This is a genomic window from Achromobacter deleyi, from assembly GCF_016127315.1.
In the GTDB taxonomy this organism is placed as follows: Bacteria; Pseudomonadota; Gammaproteobacteria; order Burkholderiales; family Burkholderiaceae_B; genus Achromobacter; species Achromobacter insuavis_A.
The window spans coordinates 457,740-477,998 of record NZ_CP065997.1 but is presented as its reverse complement, the minus strand read 5'-3'; the positions used below and the strand labels follow the sequence as shown (position 1 = coordinate 477,998).

Below are 20,259 nucleotides of genomic sequence, written 5' to 3'. Positions count from 1 at the left end.
GCTTACTTCACCTTGAAGGTGACGTTACCCGTGATCGGATGCGTGTCCGAGGAGACGGCACGCCATTCGACGCGATAGTCGCCCGGCTGGAGCGCTTGTGCCGGCGTGATGACCATGGTCTTGCCGTCGCCGGCACCCGCGACGCTGGCGTTGATCTTCATCGGGCCATGGCTCGCCATTCCCGGCATGCCCGTCATGACAAGGCTTGCGGCGGAGAACTGCGGCACCAGCGTTTCGGAGAACTTCAGCTCGATGGTGGCTGGCGCGGAAACCTGCGACTTGTCGGCCGGCGTTGAAGACACCAGCGAAGGATGCGCGAATGCGGCGGTGGCGAACAGGCCAGCAGCGATCGGCGCGACGAGCTTGGCGATGAAATGTGAACGGGTCATAGAGATTCCTACCTTGATGTGTGAGGGTGGTTTAAGAACGAAATGCCGAGATAAGGCTTGCACCTTCGCAACGGCGTGGAACGAAAGAAACGGTTCGCTGGGCGATAGCAGACTCCTGTTGGTTCTGAAAGATGTTTCGGTCACAGTCGGCTCGCTCTCAGCCGCAAGGCGTTGCCCACGACCGATGCCGAACTCAGGCTCATCGCCAATGCTGCGATCAGGGGCGACAGCAACCAGCCCGTGAGGGGATAGAGAACCCCGGCGGCGATGGGGATGCCCAGCGCGTTGTAGAGGAAGGCGAACATGAGGTTCTGCTTCATGTTGCCCACGGTACTCACCGAGAGCGTGCGAGCGACAGCAATGCCACGCAGGTCGCCCTTGACCAGCGTGACCTGAGCGCTGTTCATCGCCACGTCGGTTCCCGTTCCCATGGCGATGCCCACGTCTGCCTTCGCCAAGGCCGGCGCGTCGTTGATGCCGTCTCCGGCCATGGCGACGATGCGGCCTTCTTTCTGCAGCCGCTCGATCAACATGAGCTTGTCCGCCGGCTTGACCTCACCATGCACCTCGTCGATGCCTAGGCGTGCACCGACGGCTTTGGCGGTGGTCTGCCCGTCCCCGGTGGCCATGATGACCCGCAGGCCCGCAGCCTTCAACGCGGCCAGGGCCTCGGGGGTGCTGCCCTTGACCGGGTCGGATACGGCGAGCAAACCCGCGAGTTGCCCGTCCACAGCCAAGTACATGACGCTGGCCCCTTCGCCGCGCAGAGTTTCGGCCTGGGGTACGAGCGGTTCCACCGATACGCCAGACTGTTCCATCAGCACTGTGTTGCCCAACGCCAGTTGCCGGTGCTCAACCTTTCCGCGCACGCCGATGCCGGTTCCCGATTCAAAGCTCTGAGGCTTCACGAGTTGGAGGCCCTGGGCACGCGCGGCCTGCACGATGGCGTCGGCCAGGGGGTGTTCACTGCCCTGGTCCAGGCTGGCCGCAAGACGCAGCACCTCATCGTTCGTAAAGCCGCGTGCTGCGACGACCTGATCGAAAGCAGGTCGGCCTTCGGTCAGGGTTCCTGTCTTGTCGATGACGAGGGTATCGACCTTGCGAAGATTCTCGATCGCCGCGGCATCGCGGAACAACACGCCCTGCGTGGCGCCACGGCCCGTTGCGACCATGATCGACATCGGCGTGGCCAGACCCAGCGCGCACGGGCAGGCGATGATCAGGACGGCCACCGCATTGATCAGTCCATAGACCCAGGTGGGCTGTGGCCCGAAGAATCCCCATACAAAGAGCGTCGTGACCGCAATGGCGACGACGGCCATCACGAAGTAGCCGGCAACGACATCGGCCATGCGTTGCATCGGTGCCTTGGAACGCTGCGCCTGGGCGACCATCTGGACGATCTGCGATAGAACGGTGTCCGAGCCGATCCGCTCCGAACGCATGACCAGCGCGCCGTTGGTGTTGAGTGTGGCCCCGATGACCTTGTCGCCCGCGCGCTTGCTGACGGGCAGCGGTTCGCCGGTCAGCATGGATTCGTCAATCGAGCTGCTGCCCTCGTGCACGATGCCATCCACCGGCACCTTCTCGCCGGGTCGGATGCGCAGCAGGTCGCCGACGTGCACATGGCTGAGCGGCACGTCTTCCTCGCTGCCGTCCGCATTGATGCGCCGCGCGGTCTTGGGCGCCAGCCCCAGCAGCGACTTGATAGCCGCCGAAGTCTGGGAGCGGGCCTTGAGTTCCAGCACCTGGCCGAGCAGTGTCAGCGAGATGATGACGGCGGCGGCCTCGAAATACACGCCGACCCGTCCCATGGACATGAAGGAGGCTGGAAACACTTCCGGCGCAACGGTTGCCACGACGCTGTAGATGAATGCCGCACCCGTTCCCAGGCCGATCAGTGTCCACATGTTCGGGCTGCGGTTGACCACGGACAGCCAGCCGCGGGAGAAGAAGGGCCAGCCGGCCCACAGCACGATCGGCAACGACAGCACCAACTCGACCCAGCTCTGCGTAGCCATGTCCATCAGGTGCAGCCGCTCGCCCAGCATCGCCAGCGCCAGGACCACGAGCGTCAACGGCAAGGTCCACCAGAAGCGACGCGAGAAGTCACGCAACTCCGGGTTGTCGTCGTCGAGGTCGGGCAGCAGGGGCTCCAGCGTCATCCCGCACTTGGGGCAGGTTCCCGGATGATCCTGGCGGATCTCCGGGTGCATCGGGCAGGTGTAGATCGTTCCGGGTGCGGTTGGCGATGCCGCCGGGGCCGGTGAAACTGCGGTGCTGGCATGGTGATGCGGCGCATGGCCGCTGCCTGTGCCTATGCCCGCGCCACCGCTGGCATATCGCGCCGGATCGGTGTCGAATTTGGCCTTGCATCCGGTGCTGCAAAACAAGTACGTGTTCCCCAAGTGCGTGGAGCGGTGCTCCGACGCCGCCGTGACCGCCATGCCACACACCGGATCGCGCGTCGCGGCATCGGGCTGCGAGTGGCTTGAGGACCCGCCCGCGTCGTCACTGCCGGCATGGCTGGCGTGATGGTGGTGCTTATGCGGGCCGGACGTTGTGGCACCCGCCGCCATGCCTGCGTGCTCATGTCCTGAAGACTTGCTGGGTGAATTCATAGTGACAAGTGCCCTCCGCCGTTAACCGTTGGTGTCTGGTGATCGCAGCAGGCCGCAGGCGCGCAAGGAGACAAGCGCGGCGTCGCGTGCTCGCACTGTGCGAGCACGCGACTCATTGCTTCTGCTCCTTGGCGGGTGCGGCACCTTCCTCACCCTGACGCGCGGCATGATCGTGTCCGCCGTGGCCGTGACCACGGTGCATGAACAGGTGCATCAGCGGACAAGCCGCCAGCAGCAGGAAGGGGAGATAGCCGGCAACATGTGCCGTGTGCTCCTTGAGCAGGAAATACGCGGCGACAGCGGCGATGATGAGGAACGCCACGCCGTAGCGCGATCGCCAGAACCGGGGACGATCGCTGGGGGTCTGTGTGTGCTGATGCTGCATGGCATATCTCCACGGAAAAGAGTTGATGGATGGTCAGAGATGCGACTGATAGACCGTGCTACTACCGTTTTTCCCGATCAGCAGCACGTCGTAGGCGTCCTTGCGTCCACCATAGGCCGGACCATCCATGCCGGGCGAACCGACCGGCATGCCCGGCGCCGCGAGGCCGATGGCCTGCGGGGCTTCGCGCAGCAAGCGTTGAATGTCCGAGGCAGGCACATGACCCTCGATGGCATAGCCGCCGATCTGCGCCGTGTGGCACGAACCGTACTTCTGCGGGATGCCCAGCCGCGTGCGCGCTGCCGTGTTCCCGGTGTCAAGAACCTGCACATCGAAGCCTGCGCCTTGCAGGTGTGAGACCCAGTCCTTGCAGCAACCGCAGCTCGGGTCCTTCCACACCTTGGCGATCGGTCGGCTCTGCGCCAGGCTCGGTCCTGCGAGTGCCATCACCAACAAGCCAGCGATCAATGCTTGGCGTCTCGGCACTTTGCCCTGGCTTCTGTCGTAGTGCATGTTCATAGATTGCCTCTCATCAGATGATCAAACCCACAAGGTTCTAGAACCAGAATCGCACGCCAGCCACCCAGCGCGTCTGCTGCGCGCGGCCACCTTCGGCACGCACATAGTCCGCTGTGCGTCCGAAGCTGCCCGCCCGTTCCACGCCGATGTAGGGGGCGAACTGGCGACTGAATTCATAGCGCAGGCGCAAGCCAGCAGACGCTTCGGCCAAGCCCTTGCCGATACCGCGTTCCGGGTCGTCCTTGCCATAGAACTGCAATTCGGCACGAGGCTCCAGAATCAGTCGCTGGGTCAGCAGCAGCTCGTAGCTGCCTTCGACACGCAGCGCCGTACGTCCGCCACTTCCCACGTAGCCCGTCGCCTTCAGCTCGAACCAGTAGGGGGCGAGGCCCTGGATGCCGAAAGCCAACCATTGACGGCTCGGGCCTTTTCCGTTATCCACCCGAACGCCGAGCTGGGTGTCCCAGTACGGTGCGACGGCGTGCCCCCAGAGAAGCTCGGTACGCGATTTTTCGAGCTTTCCTTTGGCGATATCGCCTTCGGCCTTCACGACGGCCTTGTTGTAGGTCGTCCCATACCAAGCCTGGAGGTTGTAGGCCGTGGAATCGTCCCCTTTGCGCGTGAAGCGGCGTTCCAGGGTTTCGCCGCGCAACGAGAAGAACCTGTGTTCGTCGGCCAGCATCAGCCGCGGCACACCGGGTACGGCGTAGTCGCCCGATCCCAATGTCAGGCCATTGGAGTAGCCATGCGGATCGCGGGCGTCAGGAGGCGCCGACCCGCCCTGCATCTGCATGTTGCCGTGATCCATGGCCGGGGCCGCGGTCGAGCCGCTCGCCGACGTCGCGTGACCCGCGTGCGGGTCGGCGGCAGGAGCCACGGTCTGAGTGGATGGCGCGGCCGTTTGAGCGTCGGCCTGGCCGTGCGCTGCATGGTCGTTCTGTGCTTGTGCCTGGGCGGCGACGCTTACCAGGGCCAGAAGCGTCGTGGCCAGTGCGCGAGTGGGGAGTGCTTTGGACATTCTTGGTCTTCCTTGTGCGCTGGGTTCAAGACACCACGACTTCGCGGAACATGCCGGCATCCATGTGGAACATCAGGTGGCAGTGCCACGCCCAGCGGCCGAGCGCGTCGGCTGTCACCAGGAAGCTGATGCGTTGTGCCGGCTGCACCGGCAGGGTGTGGCGGCGCGCAAGGAAGCGACCGTCGGGGCTTTCCAGCTCGCTCCACATGCCGTGCAGGTGCATGGGATGGGTCATCATGGTGTCGTTGTGCAGAATGACCCGCAGCCGCTCGCCGTGTTTGAAGTGCACCGGCGTGGACTTTCCGAACTCCAGCCCGTCCAGGGACCATGCGTAGCGTTCCATGTTGCCCGTGAGGTGCAGTTCGACCTCCCGGCCAGGGCCTCTCTTGTCCAGCGGCCCCGACGGGGTATGCAGATCCGCGAGGGTCAACACTCGCCGACCGTTGTTGCGCAGTCCGATGCCGGGGTCATCGAGGTTGGTGCGCGCCATGTCAACGCGCATGTCCGTGCTGGCACCATACTCGGTGCGAGCGTGGCGAGCAGTAGTGCTGGGCACGGCCAGTCCCCCCGCCGCCGCGGCGTGTTGGCTGTGATCCATCGCCATGCCACCGTGGTTCATGGCGCCGTGATTCATGCCAGCCATCGCCCCATGATCCATCCCGGACATCGAACCCGAGCCCATCCCGGTCATCCCGGTCATGCCCGTCATGCCCGTCATGCCCGTCATCTCCATGGCTTGGCCGGACCCGCCGTGGTCCATGCCCCCCATCATGCTGCCCATCATGTCGTTCATGGTCAGCCATTCGACCGGATCGAGGGCAGGCACGGGAGCTTGAAGACCTTCACGCACGGCCAGCGTGGCCCGCGCGTAGCCTGTCCGGTCCATCGCCTGGGCGAAGATCGTGTAAGCGTCATCCCGTGGCTGGACGATCACATCGACGGTTTCGCCCGGACCGAATCGGAACTCATCGACCGTCACCGGCTCCATGTCAACACCATCGACGTGCACCACCGTGAGTTTCAGTCCGGGAATGCGTACGTCGTAGAAGGTGTTGCCCGCACCGTTGACCATGCGCAGCCGCACGCGCTCACCCGGTCGGAACAGCGCCGTCCAATTGCCGGCGGGGGTGACGCCGTTGGCCAGATAGGTCAGCGTGGCGGCAGACAGATCGGCGAGATCCGTCGGATTCATCCGCATCTCGTTCCACATCTTGCGCTTGTCGATCGCAGCGGCCATGCCGTCGCGCGAGGCGTCCCGGAAGAAGTCGAAGACGGTAGGTTGGTTGTAGTTGTAGTAGCCGCTTTGGGACTTGAGCTTGGTGAACACCCGCATCGGGTCTTCGTCGGTCCAATCCGAGAACAGCAGCACGTGGTCACGGTCGGCGCGGATGGTCTCGGCACCAGCGGGGTCGATGATGATCGCCCCGTACATGCCCGTGAGTTCCTGGAAGCCGGAGTGCGAGTGGTACCAGTAGGAGCCGCTTTGCTGAACCTTGAAGCGGTACGTGAAGGTCTCGCCGGGAGCGATGCCATTGAAGCTGATGCCCGGCACGCCATCCATCTGATACGGCAGGATGATCCCGTGCCAGTGGATGGATGTGGCTTCACGCAGCTTGTTGGTCACACGGATTGTGACGGTGTCACCCTCACGCCAACGCAATGTCGGTGCCGGCAGCGAGCCGTTGATGGTCGTAGCCACGCCTGGCTTGCCCGTGAAGTTCACGGGCGATTCGGCGATCACCAAGTCGAACTCGGTGCCCTTCAGCACAGGGGCGGCACCGCGCGTCGCGGAGCCTTGTTGGGCAAATGCCCTGAGCGCCGGGGTGGACAGCCCGGCCAGGACGCCGCCAGCGGCCAGCCCCTGAACAAAACGCCGACGAGACAGGCCCAGTGGGGGCGCGATTACAAAGGGCGAACGAGGCGGCATGGCCTGAAATCCTCCATAGATAACTTGAAAGTCGTCTTTAGAGCCGCCTTTGGTCTTGGGCGGCACGGTTCGACGCATGGAGGTCATGCTATGGAGTGACCACTTTCGGATGAATGACCCTTGGATTACATTCATGTAATGGTCGCGTCATCTTCGTGGCAGGAAGCGACTATTACATTGCCCCTAAGAAGCAAATGAATGGGGCATCGTGGGCGGCAAAATTCCTTACGCCGCAGCGATTTCATGGGGCATGCGATGAAGCTGTTGGTCGTTGAAGACGAGAACAAGACGGCGGATTACGTCCGCCAAGGTCTCATGGAGGCAGGGTTCGTCGTGGATCTGGCGCGTAACGGATTGGACGGACACCACTTGGCCATGAGCGAGACCTACGATTTGGTGGTCTTGGATGTCATGCTGCCGGATGTCGATGGCTGGCGCATCGTGCGTTCGCTGCGAGATGCTGGCAAACAAGTCCCTGTGCTATTTCTAACCGCACGTGGCAGCGTAGATGACCGCGTCAAGGGGTTGGAACTGGGGGCAGACGACTATCTCGTCAAGCCGTTCGCGTTCTCGGAATTGCTGGCGCGGGTGCGGACGCTGCTGCGACGCGGAAGCGCTCCGAGCCAGCCTGATCGCATCCAAGTTGCCGATTTGGTGCTGGACTTGCCGCGCCGACGTGCAACGCGCGCTGGTCAGCGCATCAATCTCACCAGCAAGGAGTTCGCGTTGCTCGAACTGCTGGCACGCCGACAGGGTGAAGTTCTGCCGCGTTCGTTGATTGCGTCTCAGGTATGGGACATGAATTTCGACAGCGACAGCAACGTCATTGATGTGGCCATCCGTCGTCTGCGCGCAAAGATCGACGATGCGTTCAATCCAAAGCTCATCCACACTGTACGTGGCATGGGATACACGCTCGATGCGCCTGATGATGACCTCGCGCCATAAGCCACGGCGAAGCCGTCCCGCGTCGCTTGCATTGAGGGTCACGGCCCTGGTTGGCATTGCCACTACCTTGGTATTTCTAGCGTTCAACTGGGTTGTCGTTAGATCCCTGGAGCACCACTTTGCCCAACAGGACGCCCATGAACTGGACGCAGTGGTCACGGCCTTGGCAGAGCCGTTGCGACAGATCGCTAATGACATGGACAAAGATGAGTTGCGGCAGCATTTAGCCAATGCAGTGGCAGGACATCATGGGATGACCTATGGTGTCTATGATCGGCCGGGCAATACCATCTATGCCACGCCGGGTCCTGACCTGTCGAAACTTGCCAGCAGCAAAAAGTTGGTCAACCGCATCACCGCCGACGATTTGACGGTGTGGCAAGAGAATCAGAGGTCTTATCGAGGTGTGGCGCTACAACTGCCTGCCGACGATTCGGCGGCACCTGGCTACCGCATCGTCGCTGCCATGGACATCGGCTTTCATCTCGATTTCTTGGCAGAGTTCAAGCGCATGCTCTGGTGGGCGACCTGCCTTGTTCTCTGCATTGCGCTCGGGGTGGCTTGGCTGGCCGTGCAATGGGGCCACCTTCCAATCCGCAAGGTCAACGAGGAGATTCGCACGATCCGCTCTTCAAAGCTAGATGTGAGACTTGATCCTCTGGACGTACCTATAGAACTGGCTGAACTTGTGGTCGCCTTCAACGACATGCTGGCCAGAATCGAGGAAGGGTTTGTCCGCCTGTCGCACTTTTCCGCCGACATTGCGCACGAGTTGCGTACACCCGTTACCAACCTGATTACGCAGTCCCATGTGGCGCTCGGGCAACCCCGCAGTGCAGAGGAATATCGGGAGATCCTCTACTCCAACTTGGAGGAGTTTGATCGCATGAGTCGCATGATCGGCGACATGTTGTTTCTAGCTCAAACGGAAAATGACCCTCGAAATCTCCGCCTCGGCGAAATCGACTTGGCTGAGTTGATCCGAGGTTTGTTTGACTACTTCGAGGCATTAGCTGAAGACCGCAACATCACACTTTACGCAAAGGGTGCTGCCGAACCAATACGGGCGGATCGTGAGATGTTGCTGCGGGCGCTCAACAATCTTCTTTCCAACGCAATCCGTCATACTCCCTATGGGTCGCGTATTACAGTCGCTTTGGCGCAAGATGAGCGATGGACAACGATAAGTGTCGAAAATCCGGGCGAGCGAATTTCGGAGGCTGATCTGCCGAAGTTATTCGATCGCTTTTTCCGAGTAGATCCTGCCCGCCAACGAAAGAACGCAGGTGCAGGGCTAGGGCTGGCCATCGTCAAATCAATTGCCGAAGCTCATGGTGGACATGTGCAGGCAACGTCCAGCGATACAGCGACTAAATTTGATCTAACGCTGCCTCGCATCGCTTAGTTGGCCTCTCGCCATTGCGGGAGAATGCAGATCGTGGATGGGCGCAGTTTCGACTCGTCGGAAGCAGGTTGCTCGTCAGATGATGGACATGCCTTTCTGCCGTCCAATCTCCCATGACACACCACCGCCGCGTACAGTGGCAGCAAGTTGCTGACCTAGCCGTTGCTCGATCACTGGTTTCCACGGCACTAGGCTGAATCCCATGCCGTCATCGAGCATCGCGTAGCGCCCGCTGGCGAGCATGACGCTGCGCCGGTAGATGCCAGCTAGTCGGCCCTGCAAATCCCCCACAACCCGCATGAACACTGGATTCATGATCGATTCTGGTCCACCGAATCCCCCGGAATCCGTTGAACAGGCAGCTGATTCCTGAGAGATTTGTGCAATGCCCGAGACCCCCGACACGGCCGATTTCTTCCGCCCCCGCCTGACCGAGATGATCGACCTGCGCCACCCGCTGGCGGTGCTGGCGAGCCGGCTTCCCTGGCCCCAGATCGAAGCGACACTGGCCCCGTACTTCGCACGCCAGGCTCGCACCGGCCGAGTCCTCGAACACGACGACCTCTTCGGCCCCTCGCTGCAAGTCGCAGGCGCCGGTGTCGCCGCAGCGGGCCGCCCGCGTCTTCCCACACGCCTCATGGCCAGCCTGCTGTATCTCAAGCACGCCTACAAGCTCAGCGATGAAGAGCTCGTCGAGCGCTGGGCCGAGAACGTCGTGTGGCAGCACTTCAGCGGCATGACCTTCTACGAACCGCGCCTGCCCTGCGATGCCACCCAGATCGGGCGTTTCCGCTCAGCCCTGGGCGAGGCTGGCATCGAGGAACTCCTGAAGGCCACCATCGACACGGCGGTGGCCTCCACGGCGATCAAGCCGGCCGAATTCGAGCGCGTGATCGTGGACACCACCGTCCAGGAGAAGGCCATCGCCCACCCGGTGGACTCCCGCCTGCTGGAGATCGCCCGCCACAAGGTCGTGGCTGCGGCCAGGCGCGCCGGTATCGCGCTCAAGCAGACCTTCGCCCGCGAAGGCAAGACCCTGCGGCGCAAGGCCGGCGGCTACGCCCATGCCAAGCAGTTCAAGCGCCTTCAGCGCGTGCTCAAGCGCCAGCGCACGGTGCTGGGGATCGTGCTGCGCGAGGTCGAACGCAAGATGGCGCAAGCCGTCGATGCGTCGCCCCTGACGATCCACAGGCTGCGTGAACTGATGGGCCGAGCCGAGCGCATCCGCACCCAGAAGCCCAAGGACAAGAACAAGCTCTACGCCCTGCACGCGCCGGAAGCCGAGTGCATCGGCAAGGGCAAGGCCAGGAAGCCCTACGAGTTCGGCGTGAAGGTGAGCGTGGCCGTCACGCACAAGCAGGGCCTGGTGGTGGGCACTCGCAGCTTCACGGGCAACCCCTACGACGGTCACACGCTGGCCGAGCAACTCGAACAGGTGAGGATCCTCACGGAGGACACCGGCGCCAGCCCGAAGCAGGCGGTGGTGGACCTGGGGTTCCGGGGCGTGGATGCGGCCAATCCAGACATCGAGATCATCCACCGGGGCCGCTTCAAGTCATTGACAGACCTGCAGCGGCGTTGGCTCAAGAGAAGGCCGGCGGTGGAGCCGGCCATCGGACACCTCAAGCACGACAACGGGATGGATCGGTGCTGGCTGCAGGGCGCAAAGGGCGACGCGCTGCATGCGGTGCTGTGTGCGGCCGGCTACAACATCCGATGGCTGCTGCGCGCCATCGTGCGCCTGGGGCTCAAGGGCCTTTTGTTGCGCCTGATCGCGACGCTCGTGCAACTCGCACCAGCGCGACATGTCCAGGAAATCCCGCGCTCGCGCGGCGCATCGCGGGTCAGCTTGGCTCGGGGATGAATTTTGCAGGGCGGACCAGCTACCCGTTGCCCGTCGGCCACGGGCCGATGCTCCAGGCCAGTTTCGGCGGATATATCCTTCGCGGCCTGCGCCAGTTCCTGATTGCGCAGCGTGCCCAACAGGTTGCGCGCGAAGATTACGCGCTGCCCACGCCGCTCGGCCAGTCCCTGTTCGGCCAGGAAGTCGGCGCGCTGCTGCATCGCCTGCTTGGCCTCCGCTCCAAAGCCCAGGTCGCACAGACCCGAGCCGCCGCCGATCAACTGCTGGTCGAGCCAGGTAGCCCCGATCGCGCGCGCCTGCCGCTCGATGGACAGGTGCGATTTCACTTCCACGGCCACGCCGCCCAGGCGCTGCGCGTCGTATTGGCGGCCACGCTCGGGCAGATCGTCCGGCACCTTCCATAGCCCGTCGGCCACCCGTTCCACGATACCGGCACGGCGCAGGGCTTCCAGGCGGCGGATGTGGGCCGCCACGACTTCCTGCGGATCTCGGCCGGGCACGGCCTGACCTTGTGCAATGGCGAGGTGATGATCGGCGCGGTAGAGGCCACCGCTCGCCAGCGCGGCGATGTTCTTGTCGGCCGCGCGCACGTCGGCCGCCCCCTTCACCTCCACCACGGCGCCGGTCGGATAGTTCGCCAGCTCGTCGCGAGCATTGAGCGCGACATAGTGAGCCTTGCCGTCCACACCGTCGATGACCAGATAGCCGCGGTCGCGCAGCTCGTCGGCCAGCCCCTTCGCGGCCACGCGGCCGACGATCGTGCGGCCGTCATCACCCGGCTCGAACACCGACAGTTCGCGCGGCGCGCCGCTCATGGCCCGCTGTAGGGTGCGGATGATGTCGCCACGCTCGCCCAGGGCACGCAAGGTCTTCTCCGCATCGGCATGAATGCCCCAGGTGCCGGGCTGCACCTCGTCGGCCAGGCCCAGGCGCTGCAAACGCTGCAGGCGGCCGATCAGCAGCAGGCGCTGGCGTTGCAGCCGCGGTTCGTTGAAGCGTTCGATCTGCACTTGGCCATCGTCGCCGACCTCGCGCTTGAGCGTGCGATCCAGGCTCGTCCACCGTTCCTGCTCCACCTCGCGCCGCAAGGCCTGCTGGATCTCCAGCTCGGTGCGTGGCCCCAGCCATTCGGTCGCCAGCTCGGCCGCGCGATACCGAAAGCCATCGGCGATGTAGTCGCCCGCGATGATGAGGTGTTTGCCGGTGTCGTCGCGCCCGCGCACGATCAGGTGGGTGTGCGGGTTGTCGGTGTTCCAGTGATCGACAGCCACCCATTCCAGCCGCGTGCCCAGGTCGGCTTCCATGCGCCCCATCAGATGCCGCGTGTAGGTGCGCAGGTCTTCGAGCTCGGCGCCATCCTCGGGGGAAACGATGAAGCGGAAATGGTGCCGGTCGTCGGCGCAGCGTTCCTTGAAGGCATCAAGATCGGCTTCATCGGTCTGCGGCCCGTAGGCCCGGCCTGGCTCACCGTCCCGGCCCACGCCATCGCGCTCGATGTAGCGCAGGTGCTTGGCGAGCGACTGCGGGCTGGCCTGGCGCTGGTTGACCAGCAGCGTCTTGATGGTCACGCGCCGCGACATGGGCGTGAGCTTCGCCCCCGCGAAGCGCGCCGCCGTGTGGCCGCGCCCCAGGCGCGAACCGGGCCGCTGGCCGGTGCCCCTCCCGGTGCCGCCAGCCGTCCCAGGACGGCGCACCGAGGACTTGCCGCCGCTGGCCTTGCCTGCCTGCTTGAGCACCTTGGAGACAAAGCCCTGGCCGCGATTCTTCGGGGCGCTGGGGCGGATGCGGAAATCGTCGTCGCGGCGGTCGGTCATGGCTGCGCTCCCTGCAAGCTCCGGCGTGTCCGGTCGTGCAAAGCACGCGGACATGTCTGTATCGGCGCGGGCCACGCGCCCCCAGCGGCACGGCGGCGAAGCCGCGCCGTGCCGCGCCACCCCCACGTGCAGACTGGCTTTGCGGGCCGACAGGTGCCGCCCCCTTTTGTCTTGCCTTCCGCCTTTGCCCCTCGCTGTCGCTCCGGGCGTCGGCGGCCCGGCGGCGCTGCGCTGCTTGCAGCCAGCGCGCCGGCCAACGCGCAGACCAGCGCGATGAGGGCCGCAGCCCAGGCGCGTTCGAGGCAAGACGCCTGCACGTTGGACGGCTGCGCCGAAGGCAGCGCGAGGCGCGGTGCGAATGCACCCGCACTGCACGCGCGACGACACGTGGAAAGCCACCGGACTGGCACGCCTGATAGCACGATGACGCGCAGTGAATCGGCGCCCATCATGGCCGTGTCTCCAGCCAGACCGGTCGCGCGACGCCGATCACGGCGGACGCGCTGACCGGCCCGAAGTACCGGCTGTCGAACGACGCCGGGTTAGTCACACTGAGCAGGAACAGTTCGCCGGGTTCAAGGCGACGGCATTGCTGCCAGGATGGCAGCGGCCGGCCCCAGCGGTCGGCAGGCAGCACGGCAGCCGAAGGCATGCCGTCGATGCGGACAACGCGGCCAGTGATACACACCTCCTGCGACGTGACGGCACCCACGCGCTTGAGCAACGGCACGCGCGCCGGCAGGTAGCCGCGCTGCGCGGCCAGCGCGGCAGCGTCTGGCGGCAGCGTGGTCAGGACGATGCTGCCCACGGACAAAGGACGTGGCAGCGAGTCAATGCCGTGGCCCTGCGGATCGACGCGATACCAGCCGACCGCCACGCTGTCGGACGGGTTGTAGATCAGGCGCGGCAGCGGATGCACGAAGGACGCCCAGGCCAGCGCAGCGAGGCCACAGGCGGACAAGCCCGCCAGCACGAGTCGAGCGCGCAGGCGCGAGCGAGGACGCGGCGGACTGCTGGTTGCACCGGCAGCGGCGGATGGAAGCGTCATGGCAGCGCCCTCCCGGTCAGCCAGGCGGCGTGCCGCTCGGCGGTGTATTCGGGCAGCGGCAAGCGTGCGGCGAGCCGGTTGGCAAGCGTGCGCCAGTACGCGGGCGAGACGGCGACCGGCGCAATGCCTAGCGCCTCGATGGCGTCGATGCGCTCCAACACGGCGCGCACCTGATCCTCGCCCTCGGCGTGCAGCAGCAGGCGCGCGCCCGGCTGCACGCCGGGAATGCGCTGCGCCGCATCGAGCGGCGTGCAAGCCTGCATCACCATGAGCTGCCAGCGAATCGTGCCGTAGTCGTTGGCCTGCCAGCGGATGCGGCAGAACATGGCGCCCGGCAGGAACACCGCGCAGCGCCGCCAGCGGTCGAGCTGGCGCGTGCGCGCAGGTTCGCCGAAGCGCAGGTAGAGCTTGAAGCGCGGTTCGATATAGGCCAACGCCACGCGCGTCAGCGGCGCGCTGGCAGACTGGACGGAAGGGGCTGCGAGCGCAGCGGTGGTCGCGAAGGCAATGGATACATTGGCAAGCGAAGCGGATGCGTTCATGGCGTGTTCTCCCTGCGGTGTTCTGAAAACTCGCGCTCCAGCAGGCCGCGCAGCAGGTCGGCCACGGTCACGCCTTGCGTGAAGGCCGACACCTTGATGCGCGCCCGCATGGCGGGCGTGATGTCGAGGGTCAGGCGGGCGGTGTAGAAGTCGCCCTTGCCCAGCGCATCGGCGTCACCCTGCCGAATCCACGCTTCTGCGTGCGGATTCGCAGGCGGACGCGCGCCGATGCCGACGCGCTTTGCTGCGCGTTTGCTGTTCGGTGGCGGCTTTGCTGTCATGTCGGCCACCGCAGCAGTTCATCCACCAGGGCGGTGATTTCGAGCGCGGCGGCGCTGTCAGGCGCCGTCTCGCGTGCAAGCCGACCAGCGGCCACGCTGTCGGCGAACACGATGCGTTGATGCACTTCCGAGCGCAGCGCAGGAAGCGGCTGGTCGGCGAGCGCCTGGCGCGCTTCGCGCCCGATCACCGTGGTGCTGACGCGCCGATTGATGACGAAGGCCGCGCGGAGCAGCGGCCGGAACACCTGCGCCTCGCGGATCAGCGCCACCATCTCGGCGCTGGCCCACAGGTCGTAGGGGCTGGGCTGCACCGGGATCAGCACGCGCTCGGCCGCCAGCAGCGCGGAGCGCGCCAAGGCGGCGATCCTGGGCGGCCCGTCGATGACGACGTGATCAGCCCGTCTGGCGAGTTCTGGTGCCTCTTGGTGCAGCGTTTCGCGTGCGAGGCCCACGGCGCTGAATAGCCGTGGCAAGCCTTGCTGGCTTCTGCGCTGTGTCCAGTCCAGCGATGAACCCTGTGGGTCGGCGTCCAGCAGGATCACCGATTGCCCCCGCATCGCCAGCTCGCCGGCAATGTGCGTGGCGAGCGTGGTCTTGCCCACGCCGCCTTTTTGGTTCAGCAGAGCGACGATCATGGCGCGGCCCTCCAAGCTGGAAAGCCTTGCTTCGATTCGCCTGCAAAACCTGTTATCTGGTGGCTGAGATTGCCTGCCGTTTCTGGCCGCATGGTGGTTGTCCACCGCAGCGGCGTTGCTCTACTAAAAGTTAGAGAAATTAAGTTAGGGAAGTTAGAGGGCGCGCAAACCCAATGCTGGCGCGGGTTTGCGGCCGATCGGCACGCCTGATAGCACGATAGTCCCACGCCCGATAGCACGATACTCCGCACGCCTGATAGCACGACACCATCCACAGGCTCTCCCGGAGTTATCCCCGTGCCGTTTGCGGCACGGGCCGGAAGGTCAGCAGCTCCATGCCGTTGTCCGACATCCGCTCGATACCCAGGACGTAGCCGGGCAGCGACTGCCGCGCGACGAGCGCGCGCAGGTCGCAGGCGAAGTCGTAGGGCTTCGCGGTGCTGCCGGATTTCTGGTGCAGGTAGCGAAAGTCGAACTGCCAGCCGTGCGCCTGCCTGCCGCCGTGCTTGCGCACCAGGCGGTACAGCCACCGCTCGATGCCGCCGGTCAGCCGGAAGTACGCCGGGTCGATGGTCAGCACCAGGGCCGCATCGAACACGCCCGCATAGAACCAATCCGGCAGGATCAGCTCGATGCCCAGCGGCGTGCCGCTGGCATCGGCCAGTTCCTTCCACTCGTTGATCCACGAAAAGCGATGCAGGCGCCGCCCCGTCGTCTCGCGGATGGAGGTGGCCACCGTGGTCGATTGCAGGCGATCCAGCGCGGCCTTGAGGCGCTGGTAGTCGCGCAGCGACTTGCCGCGCCCGATGAAGCGCAGGATCTCGTAGGGCGTGGCGCGCATCAGCCGCGACGGCCGCAAGCCTGCGTCCTTGGCTTCCACGATCTGCGAGGCCGCCCAAATGAGAATGTCCGCATCCCAAATCGTGGCGATGCCGTGCTCCTGCGTGCCTTCCACGCGGATCGTCACGTTGCCAGCACGGAAGTCGATGGGCTTGACTCGCTTCGACTTGCCGAGCGAGAAGAACGGATAGGCCATCAAGTCCTGGCTGTCGCGCGGCGCCATGTCGCCGGGCAAGGCGCGGAACAGGTCGAGCTGTTCGCGCTCCTGCGACGGTTTGGACACGGCGGAGGCCACCCGCGCGCCGCCGATCAGCGCGCACGGCTGTCGGCCGAGTGCTGCTCGGCGTATTCGGGATCGGAAGTCGTCTCGAAACTGCGGTCGGCCGCCCAGGTATCGAGATCGGCCACGGCGTACATGACACGCCGGCCGAACTTGCGAAAACGCGGGCCGCCGCCGATCACGCGTTGCTTTTCCAGCGTGCGCGGCGACAGGCGCAGGTAGTCGGCGGCTTCGTCGTTGGTGAGATAGCGTTGGGGCTGCGCGGCAGCGGTCGAGACAGCGGCGGCAGGCCGCAAGGGAGCGGGACGCATAGTGTGAACCTCCATCGGTTGAAAACGCCCGGCCACACAGCGCAACCGGATGGAGGCAGTCTCAGAAAACGAGGCCCCTCTGCTCAGGGTCGTTTTGCGTCGCCTTCAAAACGACCCTTCTCAAGCGGGGGCAGTTGTGCTAGGCGGCGATAGCCGCCGCGCATCAGCGCATCGCCGCGCCGCACCAGGCGGCGCACCTTGGAGCGCAGGCCGCCGTCGCTGTACCAATCAGCCACGGCGTCGGCACCGAACAGCCCTTCGCTTACATCGCGCAAGGACGCGCCCGCCAGAGTCGCGTCGAGCGCCTGCAAGGTGTGCAGTTCCAGCAGCGCGGCAGGTGTGGGCCGTGGTTTGGCGACAGCAAGGCCCACGCCGGGCGGCTGGTTGCGCGCAGCCGCGACAGCGCCGCCGCGGTGGGCATAGGCGACAGCCATGCCGTCTTCCAGGCCGGGCGCGAGCGTGAAGCGCAGACAACGGCCTGGGCTGCGTGCGATCAGCGACAGCCCTTTGCCGTCGTGGAGCAGGTGCTTGTGGCCGGGGATGCGCCAGAACGCGAAGGCGGTAGCGTCCGGCGGCGGATCGGCGTCGGGGTAGAGCTGCACCACGGCCGCATGACCAGGCAGCCAAGCGGGATGCGCGTCACGCGCATCCAGGGCCGGGTCTTCCAGCAGGCGCAATCCCCAGCGATGCGCCGCTTCAGGCCGGCGATGACGGCGCAGCCAGTCGAGCCGGTAGTCGGGATGCCTGCGCAGGTATTCCCAAGCGAGCGCGAGCGCATCCAGCCACAGAACGTAGAGGTATGCCGCAGTTGGATACCAATGCGCGAGGTGATGAGGATTGACCATGACGCCTCCTCCTGCAAACAGGACTCGCCGCCACGGAAGAACTACGCGCTACATCGCCCTCGTCGGAACGTCATGGGGTAAAAAGGCGGATGGGGCTGTCAAGACCGATTGGCTCCGATGCGTTGCGGTATTCGTCTCAATGCTGCGGCGGCAGCGCCCGAAAGGGGGTACTGCACAAGCCAGCCTGCCGCAGCCCGCGCCAGGCATCATGTCTATTTGGATCAGAGTGGTGGGGCTACGCCGCAAGAATGCGGATTGAGACTTACCCGGTATGACACCAGACTGAAAAAGTCACAGTAGGACGTATTCAGTCCGGGATCGCTCCGTCGCGCTTGGCCAGCCGGGTGTATTCCGACAGCGTGCGCGTGGGACGGAAATAGAGGTCGCGTAGCACGGGTTGCTGGCGCGGCCCGACGATGCCGGCCAGTTCGGACAGCTTGACGGTGCCTTGCGCGGGCATCCCGATCCCCAGGTCGATGAGGCCCCAAGCGGTGTCGCCATCGGCGGGATCGAGCGCCGCCAGCAGCCAGGTCACATGCGCGTCGGGCGTGAACAGGCGCACCACGGGCATCGGGTCGATGGCCTCGCCAGCGGCACGGGCCTCGCCGTTGGCGAGCAGTTGCGCGCGTTCCGGGTCGGTGGCAAGTGGCTGGGGCATGGTCGGTAATCCCACGAATCCAATGATGCACGGATGCGGTTTCGCGCCAAAGCGCAGAACTGCCGAGCCGGATTTGTGCCTTCGTGCGCAAGCACGGACGTGGCTCCGTGGTTTTGCCGGAACCCGCCGATGCGGATTTCCGTAAAGGCACAAAAACGGATAGCAACACCAAATGAACACTATAGATTGTAGTCCTATAGGGCGCAATGGGCTGTCATCTTGGTTTTTTGAGGGAAACCATAGGTGGCGGCTGGGTATTCATTGGCAAAGGCGTTGAAGACGGTCAGAAAGGCGCGTGGCTTGAGCCAGGAAGCCTTCTCTGACGTGTCCAGCCGCACCTACATGAGTACCCTCGAACGCGACCTCAAAAGCCCGACCCTGAGCAAGCTGGCCGAGCTGTGCGAGGTGATGGAGATCCACCCGCTCACGCTGCTGACGCTGGCCTACGCGGGCGATAGCCCGCACAAGGCCGACGAGCTGCTGGCGCAGGTGCGCCGGGAGTTGGAGTCGGTGTTGAAGGAGCGCGACGCGGCGAAGCCGCGCGCGTGACGTGATGATGTGCTGCGACCAGCAGCACAGCGCCCCGCCGCGATGGGCGGGGCGCTGCGGCGGTCACGCCGCCTGGGGCTTGCTGCGCGACCAGATCAGGTCGTGCGTGCCGTCCTCGTTTTCGATCAGGCGGGCATAGACCGGAGCCGGGAACGAAGGATCGTCGAGACTCACGGACTTGTATTCCCGCCCGGCCTCGCTGGTCTTGTTCCACGCCGCGCCGATGTCGTGGCCTGCGGCCTGGACGCGGTAGTCCGGGGCTTTCTCGTTGTCCCCCTTGTCGTTGGGAACCAGCTTGACCTTGACGTTCAGCGTCAGGGTGCGCAGCGTGCCGGTGAAGCCGTCTTTGTCGGTGGTGAACGTGCCGATGTTGGCCATGATGTTTCTCCTTTCGGTTGAACAAGGTTCGCGCCCATCGCGTCCTTGTTGTGATCCGGCCGGCGGGGGACGGGCTGGCTGCACTGCCTGCGGTCGAAACGCAGTGGAGAACCGGGAGGCGAAAAGAATTTGCTGCGCGAGGAAGCCGCGCAGCGGCGGGGAAATTGTTTTCGCCGGACGGTTGCAGCCATGAAGCCCGAGGCGCAGCCGCGCCCCCGCCAGGATTCACAACGAGACAAGGACGCTTTGGGCCGAACCGCTCCGAAAGGAGATGGGGCCGGCTCGGCATCCCCGCCCGAAGGCTTCTCCGGCACGCCCACTGACGCGGGCCAGGTCAATCCCCCGACGACAGGCGAGAACGCCCTTGCCGCACCTTGCGGCGCAGGTCTTGAGGCGTGGTGTGGAAGCTCCATAGCGATGCCGGGCGGGTTGTCCGTGAACCGTCCTTCGTGACGTGATGGGCGGGAACCACCAGCGTTGAGGACGGCACGCATCCGCGCAACCTGCCGCAGCAAGCCGGGGCGTAGTCCCGCGCGCCCCGACCATCGCGGCGGGGCGGTATAGACACCTTGCCCGCGCCAGCGGGCACCGATTGCCGTGCCGCGCGCAAGACCATTGCGCGCTCGCCCCGTCGCCGCCTGATCGAAGGCAGCGACGGGGCGACTTGCTTTGGGCTTGAACACCGGGCGCGGCCACTGCCGCGCCCGGATTTTTGCGACCACCGCGCCCAGGGCGCGGTGCCGATCGCGGTTATTCCTTCGTTTCGATAAGCCACCACACGGCGCGCGGCAGGACGCGGCCCGTGATGGGGTGAATGTCGGTGAGGTCGGCGCAGGCCATCCAGCCCGAGGGTGGGCGATAGCCGCGCACGTCGCCTTCACCATGCCAGCGGCGGGCGCGAACCGTGCCGGGGGCATAGGTCGCCGCCATGCGCGGGCGGCTGTTTGTGGTGCGGGTCATGTGGGCTTCTCCTTCCAGCGAAGCGCCCCGGTCGAGGCCGGG

General features: G+C 65.0%; 20 protein-coding genes and 2 pseudogenes. 4 read left to right on the top strand and 18 right to left on the bottom strand.

Translation table 11 applies throughout. The annotated features are described in order from the left end of the window. Positions 1–2: 2 nt before the first annotated feature. From copC to I6I07_RS02030, 6 genes are all read right to left on the bottom strand, one after another. Entirely contained in the window at positions 3–389 is a 387-nt protein-coding gene (gene copC / locus I6I07_RS02055; protein WP_008063308.1) for a copper homeostasis periplasmic binding protein CopC, read from the bottom strand. 140 nt (positions 390–529) lie between these two features. After that, positions 530–2,836, bottom strand: a complete 2,307-nt coding sequence (locus I6I07_RS02050; RefSeq protein WP_232244050.1) for a heavy metal translocating P-type ATPase — start codon at positions 2,834–2,836, stop codon at positions 530–532. 286 nt (positions 2,837–3,122) lie between these two features. After that, complete coding sequence (locus tag I6I07_RS02045; RefSeq protein WP_008063316.1) at positions 3,123–3,395, bottom strand: DUF2933 domain-containing protein; 273 nt, start codon at positions 3,393–3,395, stop codon at positions 3,123–3,125. Positions 3,396–3,428: 33 nt separating this feature from the next. After that, a complete protein-coding gene (locus I6I07_RS02040; RefSeq protein WP_006226241.1) occupies positions 3,429–3,914 on the bottom strand; it encodes a DUF411 domain-containing protein in 486 nt (161 codons plus the stop codon). 37 nt (positions 3,915–3,951) lie between these two features. Next, positions 3,952–4,932 carry a copper resistance protein B gene (locus tag I6I07_RS02035; RefSeq protein ID WP_012202381.1) on the bottom strand — a complete coding sequence of 327 codons (981 nt, stop codon included), beginning with the start codon at positions 4,930–4,932 and terminating at the stop codon, positions 3,952–3,954. 25 nt (positions 4,933–4,957) lie between these two features. Further along, on the bottom strand, positions 4,958–6,859 hold the full coding sequence (locus tag I6I07_RS02030; protein ID WP_012202382.1) for a copper resistance system multicopper oxidase: 1,902 nt from the start codon (positions 6,857–6,859) through the stop codon (positions 4,958–4,960). 255 nt (positions 6,860–7,114) lie between these two features. On the opposite strand from I6I07_RS02030, the gene I6I07_RS02025 reads away from it, so the two are divergent. Continuing rightward, positions 7,115–7,807, top strand: coding sequence for a heavy metal response regulator transcription factor (locus I6I07_RS02025; protein WP_012202383.1), 693 nt, complete (start codon positions 7,115–7,117; stop codon positions 7,805–7,807). Next, a complete protein-coding gene (locus I6I07_RS02020; RefSeq protein WP_012202384.1) occupies positions 7,779–9,212 on the top strand; it encodes a heavy metal sensor histidine kinase in 1,434 nt (477 codons plus the stop codon). The genes I6I07_RS02025 and I6I07_RS02020 overlap by 29 nt, the downstream gene beginning before the upstream one ends. A gap of 75 nt (positions 9,213–9,287) precedes the next feature. Here the strand turns inward: I6I07_RS02020 and I6I07_RS02015 are convergent. Continuing rightward, positions 9,288–9,509, bottom strand: a pseudogene (locus I6I07_RS02015) (DUF3363 domain-containing protein); the annotation flags it as partial. An 88-nt stretch (positions 9,510–9,597) separates the two neighbouring features. On the opposite strand from I6I07_RS02015, the gene I6I07_RS02010 reads away from it, so the two are divergent. Continuing rightward, positions 9,598–11,076: an IS5 family transposase gene (locus I6I07_RS02010; protein ID WP_180188947.1), complete on the top strand. Its 1,479-nt coding sequence runs from the start codon at positions 9,598–9,600 to the stop codon at positions 11,074–11,076. 14 nt (positions 11,077–11,090) lie between these two features. Here I6I07_RS02010 and I6I07_RS02005 read toward each other — a convergent pair. From I6I07_RS02005 to I6I07_RS01965, 9 genes and pseudogenes are all read right to left on the bottom strand, one after another. Continuing rightward, positions 11,091–12,890: pseudogene (locus tag I6I07_RS02005) on the bottom strand (relaxase/mobilization nuclease domain-containing protein); the annotation flags it as partial. Between the two features lie 448 nt (positions 12,891–13,338). Beyond that, complete coding sequence (locus I6I07_RS02000) at positions 13,339–13,938, bottom strand: S26 family signal peptidase (protein WP_180188948.1); 600 nt, start codon at positions 13,936–13,938, stop codon at positions 13,339–13,341. Then, entirely contained in the window at positions 13,935–14,480 is a 546-nt protein-coding gene (locus tag I6I07_RS01995) for a DUF2840 domain-containing protein (protein ID WP_168727656.1), read from the bottom strand. Before I6I07_RS01995 ends, I6I07_RS02000 begins: the two co-directional genes overlap by 4 nt. Then, entirely contained in the window at positions 14,477–14,761 is a 285-nt protein-coding gene (locus tag I6I07_RS01990; protein WP_059401222.1) for a hypothetical protein, read from the bottom strand. Before I6I07_RS01990 ends, I6I07_RS01995 begins: the two co-directional genes overlap by 4 nt. Continuing rightward, the gene (gene parA, locus I6I07_RS01985) at positions 14,758–15,396 is read right to left on the bottom strand and encodes a ParA family partition ATPase (protein ID WP_180188949.1); all 639 of its coding nucleotides are present in this window, start codon (positions 15,394–15,396) and stop codon (positions 14,758–14,760) included. Before parA ends, I6I07_RS01990 begins: the two co-directional genes overlap by 4 nt. 289 nt (positions 15,397–15,685) lie before the next feature. Beyond that, on the bottom strand, positions 15,686–16,459 hold the full coding sequence (locus I6I07_RS01980) for a replication initiator protein A (RefSeq protein WP_226217076.1): 774 nt from the start codon (positions 16,457–16,459) through the stop codon (positions 15,686–15,688). A gap of 86 nt (positions 16,460–16,545) precedes the next feature. Then, the gene (locus I6I07_RS01975; RefSeq protein WP_168727653.1) at positions 16,546–16,827 is read right to left on the bottom strand and encodes a helix-turn-helix transcriptional regulator; all 282 of its coding nucleotides are present in this window, start codon (positions 16,825–16,827) and stop codon (positions 16,546–16,548) included. 83 nt (positions 16,828–16,910) lie between these two features. Next, positions 16,911–17,672 carry a DUF2285 domain-containing protein gene (locus I6I07_RS01970; RefSeq protein ID WP_180188950.1) on the bottom strand — a complete coding sequence of 254 codons (762 nt, stop codon included), beginning with the start codon at positions 17,670–17,672 and terminating at the stop codon, positions 16,911–16,913. A 307-nt stretch (positions 17,673–17,979) separates the two neighbouring features. After that, the gene (locus I6I07_RS01965; protein ID WP_066689957.1) at positions 17,980–18,330 is read right to left on the bottom strand and encodes a DUF2958 domain-containing protein; all 351 of its coding nucleotides are present in this window, start codon (positions 18,328–18,330) and stop codon (positions 17,980–17,982) included. A 243-nt stretch (positions 18,331–18,573) separates the two neighbouring features. Here I6I07_RS01965 and I6I07_RS01960 point away from each other — a divergent pair, with 243 nt between their 5' ends. Beyond that, complete coding sequence (locus tag I6I07_RS01960; RefSeq protein ID WP_082758534.1) at positions 18,574–18,879, top strand: helix-turn-helix domain-containing protein; 306 nt, start codon at positions 18,574–18,576, stop codon at positions 18,877–18,879. Between the two features lie 63 nt (positions 18,880–18,942). On the opposite strand, the gene I6I07_RS01955 is transcribed toward I6I07_RS01960, so the two are convergent. Next, positions 18,943–19,257, bottom strand: coding sequence for a DUF736 domain-containing protein (locus I6I07_RS01955; protein ID WP_085413509.1), 315 nt, complete (start codon positions 19,255–19,257; stop codon positions 18,943–18,945). A gap of 750 nt (positions 19,258–20,007) precedes the next feature. After that, positions 20,008–20,217 (bottom strand): hypothetical protein, encoded by a 210-nt coding sequence (locus I6I07_RS01950; RefSeq protein WP_066699135.1) that lies wholly within the window; start codon positions 20,215–20,217, stop codon positions 20,008–20,010. Positions 20,218–20,259 lie beyond the last annotated feature (42 nt).